Annotated in this window: 19 protein-coding genes and 1 pseudogene; 8 read left to right on the top strand and 12 right to left on the bottom strand. The window is 51.7% G+C overall.

Annotation, left to right across the window (positions count from 1 at the left end):
• Positions 1–77: 77 nt before the first annotated feature.
• From C1N58_RS21115 to arsH, 5 genes are all read left to right on the top strand, one after another.
• The gene (locus C1N58_RS21115) at positions 78–605 is read left to right on the top strand and encodes a GNAT family N-acetyltransferase (RefSeq protein ID WP_058702411.1); all 528 of its coding nucleotides are present in this window, start codon (positions 78–80) and stop codon (positions 603–605) included.
• Between the two features lie 103 nt (positions 606–708).
• Positions 709–1,374, top strand: a complete 666-nt coding sequence (locus C1N58_RS21110; protein ID WP_394564967.1) for an MFS transporter — start codon at positions 709–711, stop codon at positions 1,372–1,374.
• Entirely contained in the window at positions 1,371–1,826 is a 456-nt protein-coding gene (locus C1N58_RS21105) for a hypothetical protein (protein WP_394564966.1), read from the top strand. Before C1N58_RS21110 ends, C1N58_RS21105 begins: the two co-directional genes overlap by 4 nt.
• A gap of 48 nt (positions 1,827–1,874) precedes the next feature.
• On the top strand, positions 1,875–2,207 hold the full coding sequence (locus tag C1N58_RS21100) for an ArsR/SmtB family transcription factor (RefSeq protein WP_375096460.1): 333 nt from the start codon (positions 1,875–1,877) through the stop codon (positions 2,205–2,207).
• 5 nt (positions 2,208–2,212) lie between these two features.
• Complete coding sequence (arsH, locus tag C1N58_RS21095) at positions 2,213–2,926, top strand: arsenical resistance protein ArsH (protein WP_394564965.1); 714 nt, start codon at positions 2,213–2,215, stop codon at positions 2,924–2,926.
• A 66-nt stretch (positions 2,927–2,992) separates the two neighbouring features.
• Here the strand turns inward: arsH and arsC are convergent.
• From arsC to C1N58_RS21075, 4 genes and pseudogenes are all read right to left on the bottom strand, one after another.
• Positions 2,993–3,420: pseudogene (gene arsC / locus C1N58_RS21090) on the bottom strand (glutaredoxin-dependent arsenate reductase).
• A 43-nt stretch (positions 3,421–3,463) separates the two neighbouring features.
• Complete coding sequence (locus C1N58_RS21085) at positions 3,464–4,753, bottom strand: arsenic transporter (RefSeq protein ID WP_394564964.1); 1,290 nt, start codon at positions 4,751–4,753, stop codon at positions 3,464–3,466.
• A 90-nt stretch (positions 4,754–4,843) separates the two neighbouring features.
• The gene (locus C1N58_RS21080) at positions 4,844–5,197 is read right to left on the bottom strand and encodes a metalloregulator ArsR/SmtB family transcription factor (protein ID WP_054634133.1); all 354 of its coding nucleotides are present in this window, start codon (positions 5,195–5,197) and stop codon (positions 4,844–4,846) included.
• A gap of 199 nt (positions 5,198–5,396) precedes the next feature.
• Positions 5,397–6,290: a dihydrodipicolinate synthase family protein gene (locus C1N58_RS21075; RefSeq protein WP_394564963.1), complete on the bottom strand. Its 894-nt coding sequence runs from the start codon at positions 6,288–6,290 to the stop codon at positions 5,397–5,399.
• A gap of 673 nt (positions 6,291–6,963) precedes the next feature.
• Between C1N58_RS21075 and C1N58_RS21070 the strand changes: the two genes are divergently transcribed.
• From C1N58_RS21070 to C1N58_RS21060, 3 genes are all read left to right on the top strand, one after another.
• On the top strand, positions 6,964–7,092 hold the full coding sequence (locus C1N58_RS21070) for an HNH endonuclease (RefSeq protein WP_394564962.1): 129 nt from the start codon (positions 6,964–6,966) through the stop codon (positions 7,090–7,092).
• Positions 7,093–7,111: 19 nt separating this feature from the next.
• Positions 7,112–7,633, top strand: a complete 522-nt coding sequence (locus tag C1N58_RS21065; protein ID WP_394564961.1) for an SMI1/KNR4 family protein — start codon at positions 7,112–7,114, stop codon at positions 7,631–7,633.
• 348 nt (positions 7,634–7,981) lie between these two features.
• Positions 7,982–8,686: a 4'-phosphopantetheinyl transferase family protein gene (locus C1N58_RS21060; RefSeq protein ID WP_394564960.1), complete on the top strand. Its 705-nt coding sequence runs from the start codon at positions 7,982–7,984 to the stop codon at positions 8,684–8,686.
• Between the two features lie 33 nt (positions 8,687–8,719).
• Here C1N58_RS21060 and C1N58_RS21055 read toward each other — a convergent pair whose 3' ends face one another.
• The 8 genes from C1N58_RS21055 to C1N58_RS21020 all read right to left on the bottom strand — a co-directional run bounded on the left by C1N58_RS21055 (position 8,720) and on the right by C1N58_RS21020 (position 14,805).
• Positions 8,720–9,895 (bottom strand): penicillin acylase family protein, encoded by a 1,176-nt coding sequence (locus C1N58_RS21055; RefSeq protein ID WP_394564959.1) that lies wholly within the window; start codon positions 9,893–9,895, stop codon positions 8,720–8,722.
• A 112-nt stretch (positions 9,896–10,007) separates the two neighbouring features.
• Complete coding sequence (locus C1N58_RS21050) at positions 10,008–10,835, bottom strand: penicillin acylase family protein (RefSeq protein WP_394564979.1); 828 nt, start codon at positions 10,833–10,835, stop codon at positions 10,008–10,010.
• 213 nt (positions 10,836–11,048) lie between these two features.
• A complete protein-coding gene (locus C1N58_RS21045; RefSeq protein ID WP_394564958.1) occupies positions 11,049–11,678 on the bottom strand; it encodes a LysE family translocator in 630 nt (209 codons plus the stop codon).
• Positions 11,675–11,974, bottom strand: a complete 300-nt coding sequence (locus C1N58_RS21040; RefSeq protein WP_394564957.1) for a hypothetical protein — start codon at positions 11,972–11,974, stop codon at positions 11,675–11,677. Before C1N58_RS21040 ends, C1N58_RS21045 begins: the two co-directional genes overlap by 4 nt.
• Positions 11,975–11,994: 20 nt before the next feature.
• Complete coding sequence (nadE, locus tag C1N58_RS21035; protein WP_394564956.1) at positions 11,995–12,684, bottom strand: NAD(+) synthase; 690 nt, start codon at positions 12,682–12,684, stop codon at positions 11,995–11,997.
• 20 nt (positions 12,685–12,704) lie between these two features.
• The gene (locus C1N58_RS21030) at positions 12,705–13,370 is read right to left on the bottom strand and encodes a nitrilase-related carbon-nitrogen hydrolase (protein WP_394564955.1); all 666 of its coding nucleotides are present in this window, start codon (positions 13,368–13,370) and stop codon (positions 12,705–12,707) included.
• Complete coding sequence (locus C1N58_RS21025) at positions 13,367–14,071, bottom strand: thioesterase II family protein (protein WP_347449495.1); 705 nt, start codon at positions 14,069–14,071, stop codon at positions 13,367–13,369. The genes C1N58_RS21030 and C1N58_RS21025 overlap by 4 nt, the downstream gene beginning before the upstream one ends.
• Positions 14,068–14,805 carry an AMP-binding protein gene (locus C1N58_RS21020; protein WP_394564978.1) on the bottom strand — a complete coding sequence of 246 codons (738 nt, stop codon included), beginning with the start codon at positions 14,803–14,805 and terminating at the stop codon, positions 14,068–14,070. The genes C1N58_RS21025 and C1N58_RS21020 overlap by 4 nt, the downstream gene beginning before the upstream one ends.
• Between the last annotated feature and the right edge of the window lie 43 nt (positions 14,806–14,848).

Below are 14,848 nucleotides of genomic sequence, written 5' to 3'. Positions count from 1 at the left end.
CTGATAAGTCCTGCTGCCTGTCTGAAATTATTCATTCCGGTTAGTCTCTGCTTATGACCGCAGAAGGAGCCGTAACGATGGAAATAACCGAAGCAGATGAACGACATATTCCTGCCATCCAGCAGATTTATGCTTATCACGTATTGCATGGCACCGCCACTTTTGAAACTGAACCGCCGGATCCGGCTGAAATGACAGCCCGCCTGAAAAAGGTGCGTGCAGCAGGACTGCCCTGGTTTGTGGCTGTTGAGGACGGCAATGTCCGCGGATACTGCTACCTGTCACTCTACCGGGAACGGTGTGCCTACAGATTCACCCTGGAGAATTCTGTATATATTGCCCCCAACTTTCAGGGCCAGGGGATCGGAAAAAAGTTGTTATTGAGTGCGGTCACATGGGCAGAGGACCGTAGCTTTCGCCAGCTCGTGGCCGTAGTTGGAAACAGCGAAAATAGCGCCTCTCTTGCCCTGCATCGCGCGGCAGGCTTCAGCATTACAGGAACGCTCAGATCTGTGGGCTTCAAGCACGGACGCTGGCTTGATACGGTCATCATGCAGCGTACGCTCGGGCAGGGCGACGCCACATTTCCGGAGAGCACGGGTTGACTGACGGGCATCTGACAGGCCGCACCATTTTCTGCATTGGCATGACGCAGCTAATCAACTGGGTATCACATTCTATATGCCGGGGGTCTTCGGGACCGCCATCATGTCGGAGACAGGCCGGTCACCAGTTGTGACATTCTCCGGGCTGACTATTGCCATGCTTGTTATGGGGCTTGTCTCGCCACTTACCGGCCCCCTTATAGCACGTACCGGCGGGCGTACGGTGATGATGGTGGGAACCTTCGTCATAGTCCTCGGTTGTTTTCTGATGGCTTTTACCCATTCAACAACATCGTGGGTTGCCGTCTGGCTCCTGATGGGAGCTGGCATGCGACTTGCCCTGTATGATGCCGCATTTGCGCTGCTTGTAGAAATTGCAGGCGCAGAGGCCCGCCGGGCAATCACCCTGGTCACACTGCTGGGTGGTCTCGCGTCAGTCGCGTTCTGGCCTGCTGGCGCTGCGCTACTGCACTTTACCGACTGGCGGCATGCCATTATCGTTTACGGCTGTGCAGGCATTGTCAGCCTGCTTTTTTTGACCACCGTTCCGGCAGGTTATCGGCGTCAACCTCCCGTTGCCGGGCAGCCCGCTCTTCAGGCGATCGGACCAGCAGAAGACCGGAAAGCCTTCATCAGCGGCCTGTGGTACGCCACGCTGATAGCGCTGATAAGCTTTGTTTCCACCGGCGTGTCCGCTCATTTTCCTCAGATACTGGCCGCTTATGGTATGCCCGCCGTAGCGGGTATGTTGTGGGGGTGGGACAGGTGAGCGCCAGACTGCTGGACGTGGCTTCCGGTGCACGTACTTCAGCGATCCGTCTGAGCCTGTTTACCGGCATTATTCTGCCATTATGCTTTCTGGTTGGCCTTGCAGGGAATGTTACCCCGGTGGCTACAGCCATCTTTATTCTGAGTTACGGGGCTGTAAACGGACTGAGTACGGTCATTAAGGCCGTCCTGCCTCTTTTGCTGTTTGATCCGCAGCAGTATGCCCGTAAAACAGGCTTACTGCTGTCACCCGCTTTTTTGCTCACGGCGCTCGCGCCGTCAGTTTACGCCATACTGCTGGAGCAATACGGCACACCCGGCACGCTGCTTTTATCTGCCATCCTTACCCTGTTCATCACGGCGATTTCCATAGTGATCTGGCGTCGTCATCCTTCCTCTGCTGGACCGAACCGGGATAAGGGCGAGCCATCCATTCCGGGGAAAAATATTTGACGCTGATTATATTTCTATTATTCTGGAAATATAGTTCAAGGAGGGCGTATGGATTTAAAAACAGCAGCAAATGCGCTTCGGGAGCTGGGGCACCCGACCCGTCTTAGCGTATACCGGGAGCTGGTGAGAGCGGGTCATGACGGCCTGCCAGTCGGTGTTCTGCAGAAGCGCCTCGGTATTCCGCCCTCCACGCTCAGTCATCATATTTCGGCGCTGATGTCCGCGGGCCTGATCAGCCAGGAACGGCAGAGCCGTACCTTGTTTTGCAGACCTTCCTATACGCAGCTTGAACAACTGATGGCCTTTCTTACAGAAGAATGCTGCGCAGGCAGTAGCTGCAGCCTGTCACCCGCGACGACTCACGAAGAGACCTCATTGTGAATGACATGAACGATACCCTGAAAAATGTTGATACTTCACTCCTGGACGTGCCGCTGACGGAAGATAAGCTGAGGGCTGCAGAAGTGGCGCACCCGCCCCGCATTCTGATGCTCTACGGCTCGCTGCGGGAACGATCTTATAGCCGGCTGACGACGGAAGAAACCGCCCGGCTGATGACGGCAATGGGTGCAGAGGTGAAAATTTTTAATCTGTCCGGTCTGCCACTGCCTGATGATGCCCCTGAAACGCATCCCAAAGTTGTGGAACTGCGTGAACTGGTTCTCTGGTCGGAAAGCATGATCTGGTGCTCCCCAGAGCGTCACGGCGCTATGACCGGCATCATGAAGGCGCAGATTGACTGGATACCGCTGACGTCAGGTGCGGTTCGCCCGTCGCAGGGAAAAACCCTGGCCGTCATGCAGGTCAGCGGCGGCTCGCAGTCTTTCAACGCAGTTAATCAGATGCGCATTCTGGGGCGCTGGATGCGTATGATTACTATCCCGAATCAGTCATCCGTGGCAAAAGCCTGGGCTGAATTTGATGAAGATGGTCGCATGAAGCCTTCGCCTTACTACGATCGCATCGTGGACGTAATGGAGGAGCTGATGAAGTTCACTCTGTTGACGCGCGGGCGCAGTGAGTACCTGACCGATCGCTACAGCGAAAGGAAAGAAAGTGCCGCGCAGCTCTCTGAGCGGGTTAATCAGCGCAGTATATGAAAAAAGCCGGCATCTGCCGGCTTCTGTTTTTGCGTCTCCCTTCCTGCCGGCAGCACACTGAAAAAATCAGTGGCTGATCCGGTTTCCGTGTTCATCAATGACTTTTTCGCCGTCCTCTTTCGTAAATGCTCCCTGCTGCGGGTCAGGCAGAATGTCCAGAACCGCTTCAGACGGACGACAGAGTCTTGTGCCGAGCGGCGTCACAACCACGGGCGGTTGATGAGGATAGGGTGAGCCAGCATCGCATTCAGCAGTTCATCATCGTTGAACCGGTCTTCTGCCAGCTCCAGCTGCTCATACGGCTCTGTATTTTTGCGCAGCAGGGCGCGTGCGCTAATACCCATATCAGCTATCAGCTTTTTAAGCTCGTCGCGGGATGGTGGCATCTCCAGATACAAAATCACTGTTGGCTCCACGCCACTGTTACGGATAAGCGCCAGAGTATTACGGGACGTTCCGCAGGCCGGATTGTGATAAATAGTGATATCAGTCATAAACGGTACTCCGTTAAGGAGCTGCACAGACGCAGCCCCGGGGTTAAGGTTGAAAAGACAGGCGCAGGGCCAGCGCCGCCAGCGTCACAAAAAGTACCGGCAGGGTCATCACAATGCCCACGCGGAAGTAGTAGCCCCAGCTGATGGTGATGTTTTTCTGAGCCAGCACATGCAGCCACAGCAGTGTCGCCAGACTGCCAATGGGTGTGATTTTCGGGCCGAGATCGCAGCCGATGATGTTGGCGTATACCATTGCCTCTTTCACCACGCCCAGAGCCGTGCTGCCGTCAATCGAAAGCGCGCCAATCAGCACGGTAGGCATGTTGTTCATTACGGAAGAGAGTGCCGCAGTCAGGAAGCCGGTGCCAAGTGTGGCGCCCCAGACGCCGTGCTCAGCAAAACGGTTCAAAGCAGCAGAGAGGTAATCTGTCAGGCCGGCGTTACGCAGGCCATATACCACGAGGTACATGCCCAGCGAGAAAATGACTATCTGCCAGGGCGCACCTTTCAGCACCTTGCGGGTGTCGATAACCTGTCCTTTTTGGGCAACCAGCCAGAGAACAAACGCCCCAACCGCTGCCACCAGGCTGACCGGTACTCCAAGGGGCTCAAGGCCGAAAAATCCGACCAGCAGCAGAAGTAAAATAAACCATCCAGCCCGAAAGGTGCGCATGTCGCGTATAGCTTCCGCTGGCGCTTTCAGCTTCGCCAGGTCATAGGTTGCCGGTATCTCTTTGCGGAAAAACAGATGCAGCATCACCAGGGTAGCCACCACGGAAGCAATATTCACCGGCACCATGACGGAAGCATACTCACTGAAGCCCAGCTTAAAGAAGTCCGCCGTGACGATGTTGACCAGGTTCGACACGATCAGCGGCAGGCTGGAAGTGTCCGCGATAAAGCCCGCTGCCATTACAAATGCCAGCGTGGCAGCCGGACTGAAGCCCAGCGCCAGGAGCATGGCAATAACGATTGGCGTCAGGATAAGCGCCGCGCCGTCATTGGCGAACAGCGATGCCACTGCCGCGCCCAGCAAAATAATATAGGTGAACAGCAGCCTTCCTCTGCCGCCTCCCCAGCGGGAAACATGGAGTGCTGCCCACTCAAAAAAGCCGGACTCATCTAACAGCAGGCTGATGATGATGACCGCGATAAACGTGGCCGTCGCATTCCAGACAATCTGCCATACCGCAGGAATATTACCGATATGCACCACGCCGGTCAGTAGCGCCAGAGCGGCCCCGATAACGGCACTCCAGCCAATACTCAGTCCTTTCGGCTGCCAGATAACCAGTACCAGCGTCAGAACAAAAATCGCACCCGCCAGAAACATATACTCTCCTTTGATACTGCACCTGTCAGACCTGGCGCAGAGAGCTTAAAGATACACATACGTTAAAACGCATATGAATAATTAAAAAATTTAAATGCAGATTGGCTTGCCGTTGGTGGTTACATTGTCCAGCTCAGCCTGCTGGCTGAGCTGCAGGATGTCATCCCGCTGGCACAGATAAGCCTGTTCAATTACAGCTGCCGCCCAAGCGGGCATATGAGGTGACAGCCGGTAATGAATCCACTTGCCATCACGCCTGTCGATAAGCAGACCGGCGTCCCGAAGTAATGCAAGATGACGAGAAATTTTGGGCTGAGATTCTCTGAGAGTAGATGTGAGTTCGCAGACGCAAAGTTCTCCCTTTTCCCGCAGCAACAGCACCAGACTGAGCCGTGTTTCGTCAGAAAGCGTTTTGAAAAGCTGTAGAGGATTGAGCTGGAGCATTAAAACTCCTGTTTAACAAACAGTGAGCAGTATCGCTAAGTAGGGGGTAGCGAGCAACTATACATTCGTTAAAACATATATATTTTTGGTGGTTTTTATCTTGCAGGTCAGATATAGAGTACGTCGATAAATAAGTTGTAATCGATCAAGGTCCGCTCCTCGCTCAAAGCGGACATCTTCCATACGTCCAAAGAAGCAATTAAGTAAGTTCAAGACTGGATATGACGTGCTTCAGCTCAGCAAACCTTTCACCCCGAATAGGCAATAGTGGACGAGGTAGGCAGTTTTCATCAGCCACTCCAAGAATACTGGCAGCAGCTGCGATGATTCTAAAACCACCTCCGTACTGATGAAAAAGCGCCCAAAGTGGGCTGAGTCGTCCGTGATGTTCCCTTACTGCCGTGTGGTCACCTGCCACTGCCGCATCTGTTATTTTCTTTGCCACATCAGGGAAAAGACCACCAAATACAGAATACCAGACCTCACAGCCGGCTATAAGGCCGTTAGCAGCAGAGCTGTCACCACTGATGCCGATTGTCACGTCTGCAGGCAATATACCGCGTAGGTTCCTGACCCTGGAAGCGGCAGCTTCCATATCCGAAGGAACGGGCGGAATTTTGAGCGAATGTACGGCTGGCAGAGTTGCAATTTTACGGTGCAGGTTATCTGAGAAGGTAAAATGGGTTTTTCCAGGATTGTCATAGACGCAGAGGGGAACCGAGACATTGCGGGCTACCATTTCAAAGAGTTCGTATACTTCTTCTTCATATAGTGCCTGGTATGAAAGTGGAGGCAGGAGCAAAGCACTGGCGCCAGCTTCCTGCGCATCATCAGCCAGCCGTAACACTTCATCTGCGCTTACTGCTCCAACACACACCATTACTGGAATATTATCGGCATTGTCTACAGCCAGTCTGGCTATCTGCTCACGTTGTTCACGGGTCATATAGGCGTAACTGCCTGTCGACCCAAGCACGCCGAGAGAATCGACTTTCGCATCTGTCAGTCTTCTCAGTATTCTCAGGAAGCTTTTCTCATCAGGAGAGCCTGATATAAACGGAGTGAGTGGAAACGCGCTTAGACCTTTAAACATAACTTTTCCTCTTAAGTCTGACTTATAGCCTGATTGATAAACGACAAAGCTGTCACTGAGAAAGTTGCAGTAAGTCAGAGTCTGCTTAAATCCCTTTTACAGTAATATTTCAGATTCATTGCGTCTGGCGAAGCAGATATTGTCTTAAGCCTCTGAATTACTTGTCGTCGATTAATACATAATTCCGCCAGTAAAATCATCATACGGACCCGGACCACATTACTTGCTAAAACAGCATCAACCTGAGTTTTACGGACAGATATCAGATTACCTCAGAAGGGCTTAAGAACAACCTCAAACGTCCGTTCTTCGCTCATAGCGGACTCCGCAGCTACCATGTTAAGTTCCACATCCATCGCTGAAAATTTTGATGCCCCCCCAGGCTGCCGACGCCAAGGCCCCGGAAATCACCCCCTTCACGTCGCACCGGAAAACCGCTGAACTCACCAGATATGTCTAAATGGCTGGATAAAGGTGGCACGGTCTGGCAGGAAACAGACGGCAGGGCGTGGGTTTATCAGGACTGGGAAGGGAACGTCGTCCGTTACCCTGACGGTTACCCGGACTTTACCCCATACGAAAGACAGAGCGTGGACGTTCCGGATTTGAAGGGCGACCACAGTAAGTCTCCGGGGGTGACTTTGGCAAAGCGGATGCTCAGGCAAGCAAAGGCATGGCGAATTATGACGTGAATACCTGGCATCATCATGAAAATGGCGTCACAATGCAGGAAGTTCCAAAGAAAATACACCGCCGGTTCACACACAGGGGTAGTGTGTCTCATATCAAAGCTAACTGTTAACAGAGCTTAGGAGGCGCGGGTGGCTATTTTAACGGGTGCAGGGCTTGGTCAGTCAGATATCGATCTGCTTGCCAAAAACTTTGCGGTTACTTTTCCTGATGATTACAGGGATTTTCTGGCGAAATATAACGGACTGAGAGTCGAGTCACCCGACTACTGTGACTTACCTTTTGATAAAGTTGATAACGGTTACGTATCATTTGATGCTTTATTCGGTCACGATGTCAGCAAAGAAAATTATGATATTTCCGTTATGAATGATGAGCTCCTTGATGAGCTTTCTTTCGTCGAGAATGCTGTCATTATCGGTATTGATCCGGGTGATAACGGTTATATTCTGATTACGGAAGGTGAGCAATCCGGGGTTTATTACTGGGACCGGTCATGCCTGCACGTCGATGATGCAAAACAGGATTATGACATCGCAGGTGATGAGGATTCCCAGCACCTGTACTTACTTGCCGGCACTTTCCATCAGTTCTTTGACATATTGTCGGGGCTGACAATCCAGAAAGGAATGAGCGTTTCTCAGGGGTTATAACGACTCTGTGCCAGCACCCTTATTACTGTGCTAAAGGGATGCTGGCAGTGTAAGAGATGGACTATAAGAAGGGGTGAATCAGTAAAGGCGTAAACGGTCTGGGTGAGTGCGTAACTGGAAACCTTATTTAACATAAGATGTATTATGCGCATTTTGGTTATCATGGCAAAGTTTACCTCGCCGCTACTGTCGACCTTACCAGGATCCTGTTATGACGGCTTCTGGTGAGGAATTTTTCAAACTGAATGAAGTAAACCGTCTCAGGATCCTGCAGGTCTTCACGTATCGGTGACATTCTTTGTAGGGTATATGATAGTATAAAATACATCATGCATTAAGGAAATGGCTATGAATAAGAATAACAACGGGTTTTTAACGCCTATTATTACTGATTTTACTTTTCTACCTAAAGGGGTTGGTAGTTATTTTGTTTTTTATGATATTAAATTTTATCAAGACAAACTTTACAACGATTATAATATACACCTCCCCGAAAAAATAAGGGAATCCGTCATTAAAAGAAGGGCTGAGTTTTTTTCTGGCCGACTGTGCGCAAATATGGCAATGAATTTACTTGGTTTTTTTAACAAACAGGTTGCAGTTTCATCAGCCAGAGTTCCATTATGGCCTGAAGGGCTGATAGGTTCCATCTCTCACACTGATAATCGTGCAATCGCCGTTGTCGCACATGTAGATAATTTGACCTTAATCGGGGTTGATTTGGAGATTAGAAATCCGGAAGTGTTCATCAGTATTGCCGATCAATTCACATCGACGCAAGAACAAATTTATTTGCAAACAACAGAAATGCCTTACGACCTTGCGTTGTTAATTACTTTTTCAGCCAAAGAGAGCTTGTATAAGGCGCTTTGGCCTGAAGTTAATGCTTTTTTTGATTTTTCTGCAGCAGCCATAATTAATATTGATATTAACACTCAGAAATTTCACTTAAGATTGACAACGTCGCTAACAAATAAATTCCAATCCGGCACAGTATTCTCAGGAAATTATTGCCTATTTGAAGAAAATGTAATAACTCTTATTGCAAATTGAACTGCCCCAGGCTAAAAGCGCTGGGGTACTTCACTATTTACTTTTTGATCCTTCTAAAATTAATTGATGTTTAGCTTTTCCCGGCAACATTGACTGAGCATACCCTTGCGTCCAGTCAGAAAAATTATTTAGCCACCACGGACTCAGCGGATTACCACTTTGACCCGAGGGTAAATTGAGGATTGCGTGCTGCTCATCACCAGGTGAAACGACCATTCGCTCAGAAGCGCCAAATGAAGGTCGACTTACATGAATAACATTATTATCCCCAGACAACGCCACGGCAGGTGAACGCAAGTAACGCCCCACTAATGGCAGGGATTTTGCCAGCGGATGCGCATAATTACTACGATTTATATCACCCCAGGTCGTATGTCCTGCTGCCATCTCGTGCCAAGTAATACTTAATGTAAGACGCGTAAAATCTTCCCAACTGCGTTTGCCTTCTGGCATCCATTTTCCCGCATGCATCAAGGTAAATAAGGTTTCATCCCAGCGAGGATTAGCACGCCGGTAAATAGCCTGCGGCCACTGGCTTGACATTAGGCTGTCCAGCCCACTGAAAAGAGTTGAGTAGAGATCATCTCGCCATCGGGCGATGAGTGCATAAGCGGCCGAACCGTCGCTGGCATTGCCATCCCATGCAGCCAGCAGGGCGCGCATCTGTATGAGGTCAGAGGCTTCTCCTGCCTGATGCTGGCCCAGACTATGCAGCAACCAGTCACGCCATGACTGCAGCAGCAGTGCCTGATTATCCAGTTGCAACTCATTCATGCTTCGGACGTTGACAGAAATTTTCGATTTCAGCTTCTGTGAAATAGCAAAAGAACGAACCCCCATGTCCGCGCCGCCGTCACCGAGTTCATCTCCTGTATTATCAAACAGCAGGCGATTATTCGCCGTAACAATATCACCTTCCGCTGGATTAACGCGCTGTGGGTGGCGATCGGGGGCAAGAGACTCTGCACGCCACCGACTCTGCGGCGTAGCTTGAAGCGGAAATGTGTTTTGCTGTCCAGGAGACAAACGTTCGGGTAGTGCTCCTGCCAAGGTCCAGCCAATATTACCATGACTGTCGGCAACCAGAAGATTCTGCACCGGGATCCCCGCGCGTTTCCCTGTCTCCAGGGCTGCATCAACACTTTTCTCTTCACCGATTTCCATCAGGTTAAGGTTAAGCGATCCGGGTAGTTCAATGACCCATCGCATCGCCATATCACCTAGGGGGTTGATACCACAGGTCCCCAGTCGCTGGTGCGAGCCGTGAATGTTTGCGCCGGGCCATGGCTCACTGCCAGCATAAACTGTTTTGAGCGTACTTTTACGCTGCTATCCAAGATGACCCAATCGAATGTGTCAACATAACTATTAGTAAAACCCAGGCAATATTGCCATTACTGCCACTGATTAAGAAAGGCACACCGGGAAGCGTGATCCCGGCCTGCTTTATCTTTTCATTTTGCTGCACATATTGAATCTGCGCCTGATACCAGATTCCGGGTAACGTCAGTCCGAGATGCATGTCATTTGCCAGAAAAGCTTTGCCATCCCGGACGATCAGCCAGCCGTTACTTCCTTTCATATCCTCCCCGATTTTCATCCCGCCAGTATCCCCAGGTTTTCCCCACCAGTCCGGTGCAGTGTTGGGAATTACCGATGATAAGGGCACGTTACCAGAAAGCGGCATATCCCAGCGACTACCTGCAGGCAAAAGAAAACCGGCCTGTGAAGGATTGTTTCTGGCAATCCATCCACGTGCATATTCCCTGCCGGGCTGAGTCCCCTGGAGGTCGAAATACATGGCAGCGATGACCAGCAAACTGTCTTCATCACGCCAGGACTCCGGTGACGTACGTAATAACCAGTACTCGAATGGACGGCTTTTCAACGCATGTAAGCCGGCATTTACCCCGGCAGTGTAGGACGCTAAGCGTTGTCTTTGATCTTCTGGCAGCGCCAATAACTCACGCCGGACCCGCTCGCGCAGCTGAAATATCCGTCGCTGCCGGTCTATCCTGATCCCGCCTTTGCCCACCAGTGCTGCCAGCTCGCCTGCGGCGCTCCGCCGTAACAGATCCATCTGGAAAAACCGATCCTGACCATGTAAAAACCCGAGAGCAAAATAGGCCGATTGGCTATCTGCAGCAATAATATCTGGTACCCCCGTTGGTCCCTCGTGACCTTCACTTCTCCCGCCAGTCCGGATACTTTCAGCATACCGTCCAGCGAGGGCAGGCTCTGATGCAATGCAAGCCAGCCGGCCATGCCGGACAGCAGCAGCAATATAAAAATGCCAGCAACAAACCCCAAAACAATTTTGCCTGTACGACGATAACCCTTTGACATGAAAACTCCGTATCCCTCAGGCAAAAAGCACCAGTGATGCTGAAGACAGCAATAGAAACGCGCAAATCACATCGATCACTCTGCGTCCGCGTTCATTTCTCTGATTAAAACGTTTTGCCAGCGTCGAACTGGCCAGTGTATAGCCGAGTAACACCGGATATTCCAGCGCTATAGCCAACAGCCCGAGCAGAAGGATAGCTATCCCGCCCTGTCCGTCAGAAGCACCAATGAAAACCGGCAACAGCGCGCAGAAAAACAGGAGCGATTTAGGATTAGAAAGCTGCAACAGAAAGCTTTCACGAAACAGTGAAGATAAGGAATGCATCTCTTTACGTGCAATTTTCAGGGTAGATCCCCTGGAAGACTGCCACAAACGTTTTAACGCCAGCCAGACCAGATAAAGAGCCCCGGCATAGCGCAGGATCTGATATACATGAGGCCACGCCATCAACAATGCCCCCAACCCCACGGCAGAAAGCAGACAATACACCGCGTTACCACACAAAATGCCCAACACAGATAGTTGTGCCCGCTGCCAGCCCTGAGTAAACGCATGGCTCGTGACCTGGATCACCGCCGGACCAGGCGTTACGTTTAACGCTAAATTAGTGAGAACGAAAGTTAACAACATGTTCGACACAATCATGATGCGTTTAAAACCTCGCTGGCATTGTGATTCCCCGGCAAAACAAAGCCGTTAGTGATGGGGTAGCGCCGCTCTCTTGAAAGTGCTAACTCACTGACTTTAATGCCAGGTGCAGCCTGACGTCGTTTGTATTCAGCTGTCTCTAACAATCCCGCAACCCGATGGATATCCTCAGACGCAAAACCCTGAGCCTTAATTTCCTCCCAAGTCAGGTTTTCTTCGATCAGTAGCCGTAGCAAGGCATCCAGAGTTTCGTAAGGCGGCAGACTATCACTGTCCTGCTGACCCGGCTTCAATTCCGCGCTGGGCGCTTTGGTCAGAATTTCTTGAGGGATAACATCCCTAGCCCGCAGGTATCCGTGGTGAGGCTGGTGTTGGTTACGCCACTGGCAGAGGCGTAGACCAGCGTTTTGTAAACATCCTTGATGGGATTAAAGCCCCCGCACATATCGCCATAGAGCGTGCAATAACCTACGGCCACTTCGGATTTATTTCCCGTAGAAAGCAACAGAGATCCCCACTGATTAGATAGCGCCATCAGGAGCGTACCGCGGGTGCGGGCCTGAAGATTTTGCTCCATGAGATCTTTTAAGGGTTCATCACCCAGCACCCCGGAAAGTGTGTGTTCTAACGCGGTATGTGGCTCTGCTATTGGCAGTGAATAAAGCATGATACCGCTGCGTTGCGCCAGTTCCTGCGCATCCACCATACTTCCGTGGCTGCTATAACGTGAAGGTAACATCACTGCGCGAACCTGCCCGGCACCCAGTGCATCAGCGGCAAGCACCGCCACCAGAGCCGAATCAATACCGCCGGAAAGCCCTAGCAATACGCTGTCGAAACCATTTTTCACAGCGTAATCACGCAAGCCTGACATCAATGCATGGTACAAATCCTCCAGCGGGTCCTCAACGGGCTCCGGCACCGGCGACGGCAGACGCGGCTGACCACTTTGTCCGTCAAGATAAACGGTGAATGACCGTTCCTGCCAGGCGGGCCAATGCATGACCACACTCCCCTGCGCATTCAATACGGTGCCCCCCCGTCGAATACCAGTTCATCCTGTCCTCCCAGCAGATTGAGATAGATCAGCGGAAGACGGGTTTCGCTGACCCGCTGGCGCAGCACTTGCAGGCGCTGAGTACGCTTGTTTTGTGTCCACGGGCTGGCATTGAGAGAAATCAGCACTGTCGCTCCGGCATGTTTAAGTTGCCGGGCCAGACGCGGCAACCAGACATCCTCGCAGATCATCACCCCCAGTTTTTGCCCCCGGAACGTCACCGGACAAGGTGACTGGCCCGACTGGAACCAGCGCGCTTCATCAAAAACACCATAGTTAGGTAGTTCGCATTTGGCGATAACCTGTACAATTTCGCCCTTATCAATCAGCAGCGCGCTGTTGATCAGTTTTCCCTCTTCATACCACGGCGTCGTCAGCATTAACGCCGTCTCCGCTCTGACCGACAGCGCCATCAGGGTAGCGACTTCCTGCCTGATCTGCTGCATAAAGGCGCGCCGCAACACCAGATCTTCTGCCGGATAACCGGACAGCGCCATCTCCGGTAAGAACAGCAAGTCAGTATGACGTGCCTGCGCCTCCAGCCAGGCTTTCTGAATCCGCTGACTGTTGCCAGCGATATCACCAACACGGCTGTTCATTGCACAAAATTCGAAACAAAGATCTGCGTTCATACAGATATTTCCTTCAGTATGGGGAAAGGTAACAGATTGAATAACAATGAAGTCATGGCTTCAGGCTGATTCTGCAGGAAGAAGTGTCCGCCAGGGAGGCTGCCGCATTCGAAAGTGGCGCGGGTGCAACTATGCCATTCCTCAATCCCCGCCAGCGTCGTCAGCGGATCATCTTCACCGTAAAGTGCCACTATCGGGCAGTCCAGCGCGCCCTCAGAAGGCGGTGAATAGTCATAAAGCAAACGATAATCGGCCTGTATCGCCGGGGCAAACCAGGCCATGAGTTCTGTTGAGTTCAGTATTTCCTGCGGCGTACCACCGAGATCTGCCAGATAACGGGTCAGTTCAGGCAAATCCATTTGATGTACCTGCCGGGACGGCTGCTGGCAATGTGGTGCATTCATCGCGCATACAACCAGAGCCGACACCGGTTTATTCTGGCAGCGAAGGACCCGTGCCGTTTCATAAGCCACCAGCGCTCCCAGGCTGTAACCAAAAAGTATCACCGGTTGCACTACATCGATCTCTTGCGCCGCCTGGCGCGCCAATGACCCCAGCGAGACGGCGAACTCGGCCGACACACGACTTCCTCGCCCGGGATAGACATATTGTTGCAGCGATAATGCCCGTGGCCATATAGCCTTGAGCGGGATGAAGGCGTTGTCGCTGCTACCGGCATAACCGAATGCATGACATTTCATTCAACCGCTTCCTGTTCAATCATCCCGGCCAGACGACGACGCAATACCTTACGTTGAATTTTGCCGATGGATGTTCGCGGGATATTCTGGCTTTCACACAGGAATAAACGGTAAGGCACAGCATCTGTAATTTCTTTTGCACGCTTTGCTATTCGGCTTGAGACGGTCTGAGCATCGGCTCCTGCCTGGACGACGTAGAAGATACCGATAAGCCCGGCAGCCATACATACGGCGGTGTAGCCAGCACGGACGCCCGGAAGGCGTTCCAGCTCGGCTTCCATCTGATAACCGGGAATCGCGATCCCATCAATACCATCGCCCTCACGATCGGTGATATACAACCGCCCTTGCTGCAGAAATGCGCGGTCGCCGGTCACAAACCAGCCCTCAGGCAGGAAGCAGCTTTCTGCCTCACCATTAAAATATCCCCGGGTCACTGAAGGGCCACGGACATGCAAATCGCCCACCTCACCTTCCCGGAGTAACTCTCCCTCAGCATCCGTGATACGCAAGCTTGCGCCGGGGATTGGCATACCTGAATCAATGTAGCCTCTGATCCGACTGCCGTTTCCTGCTGACCAGGTCAGTCCAGAACACGTTTCTGACATGCCGAAGGCTGGACGCAATGCAGCAGCCGTTAAACCATAATCTGCGAATTTTCTGACAAAGTGATCCATCTGATCGCTGATACTTTCTCCGGCATTAACCAGAAAACGTAGGCTACTGAAGTCCAGTCAGATGCGGGCTGGCATTGGGCCAGTTGGCTGAAAACATGGT

Source organism: Pantoea sp. SGAir0180, assembly GCF_043546245.1.
The sequence above is the reverse complement of the archived record's forward strand: the minus strand, read 5'-3'. Positions and strand labels throughout refer to the sequence as shown.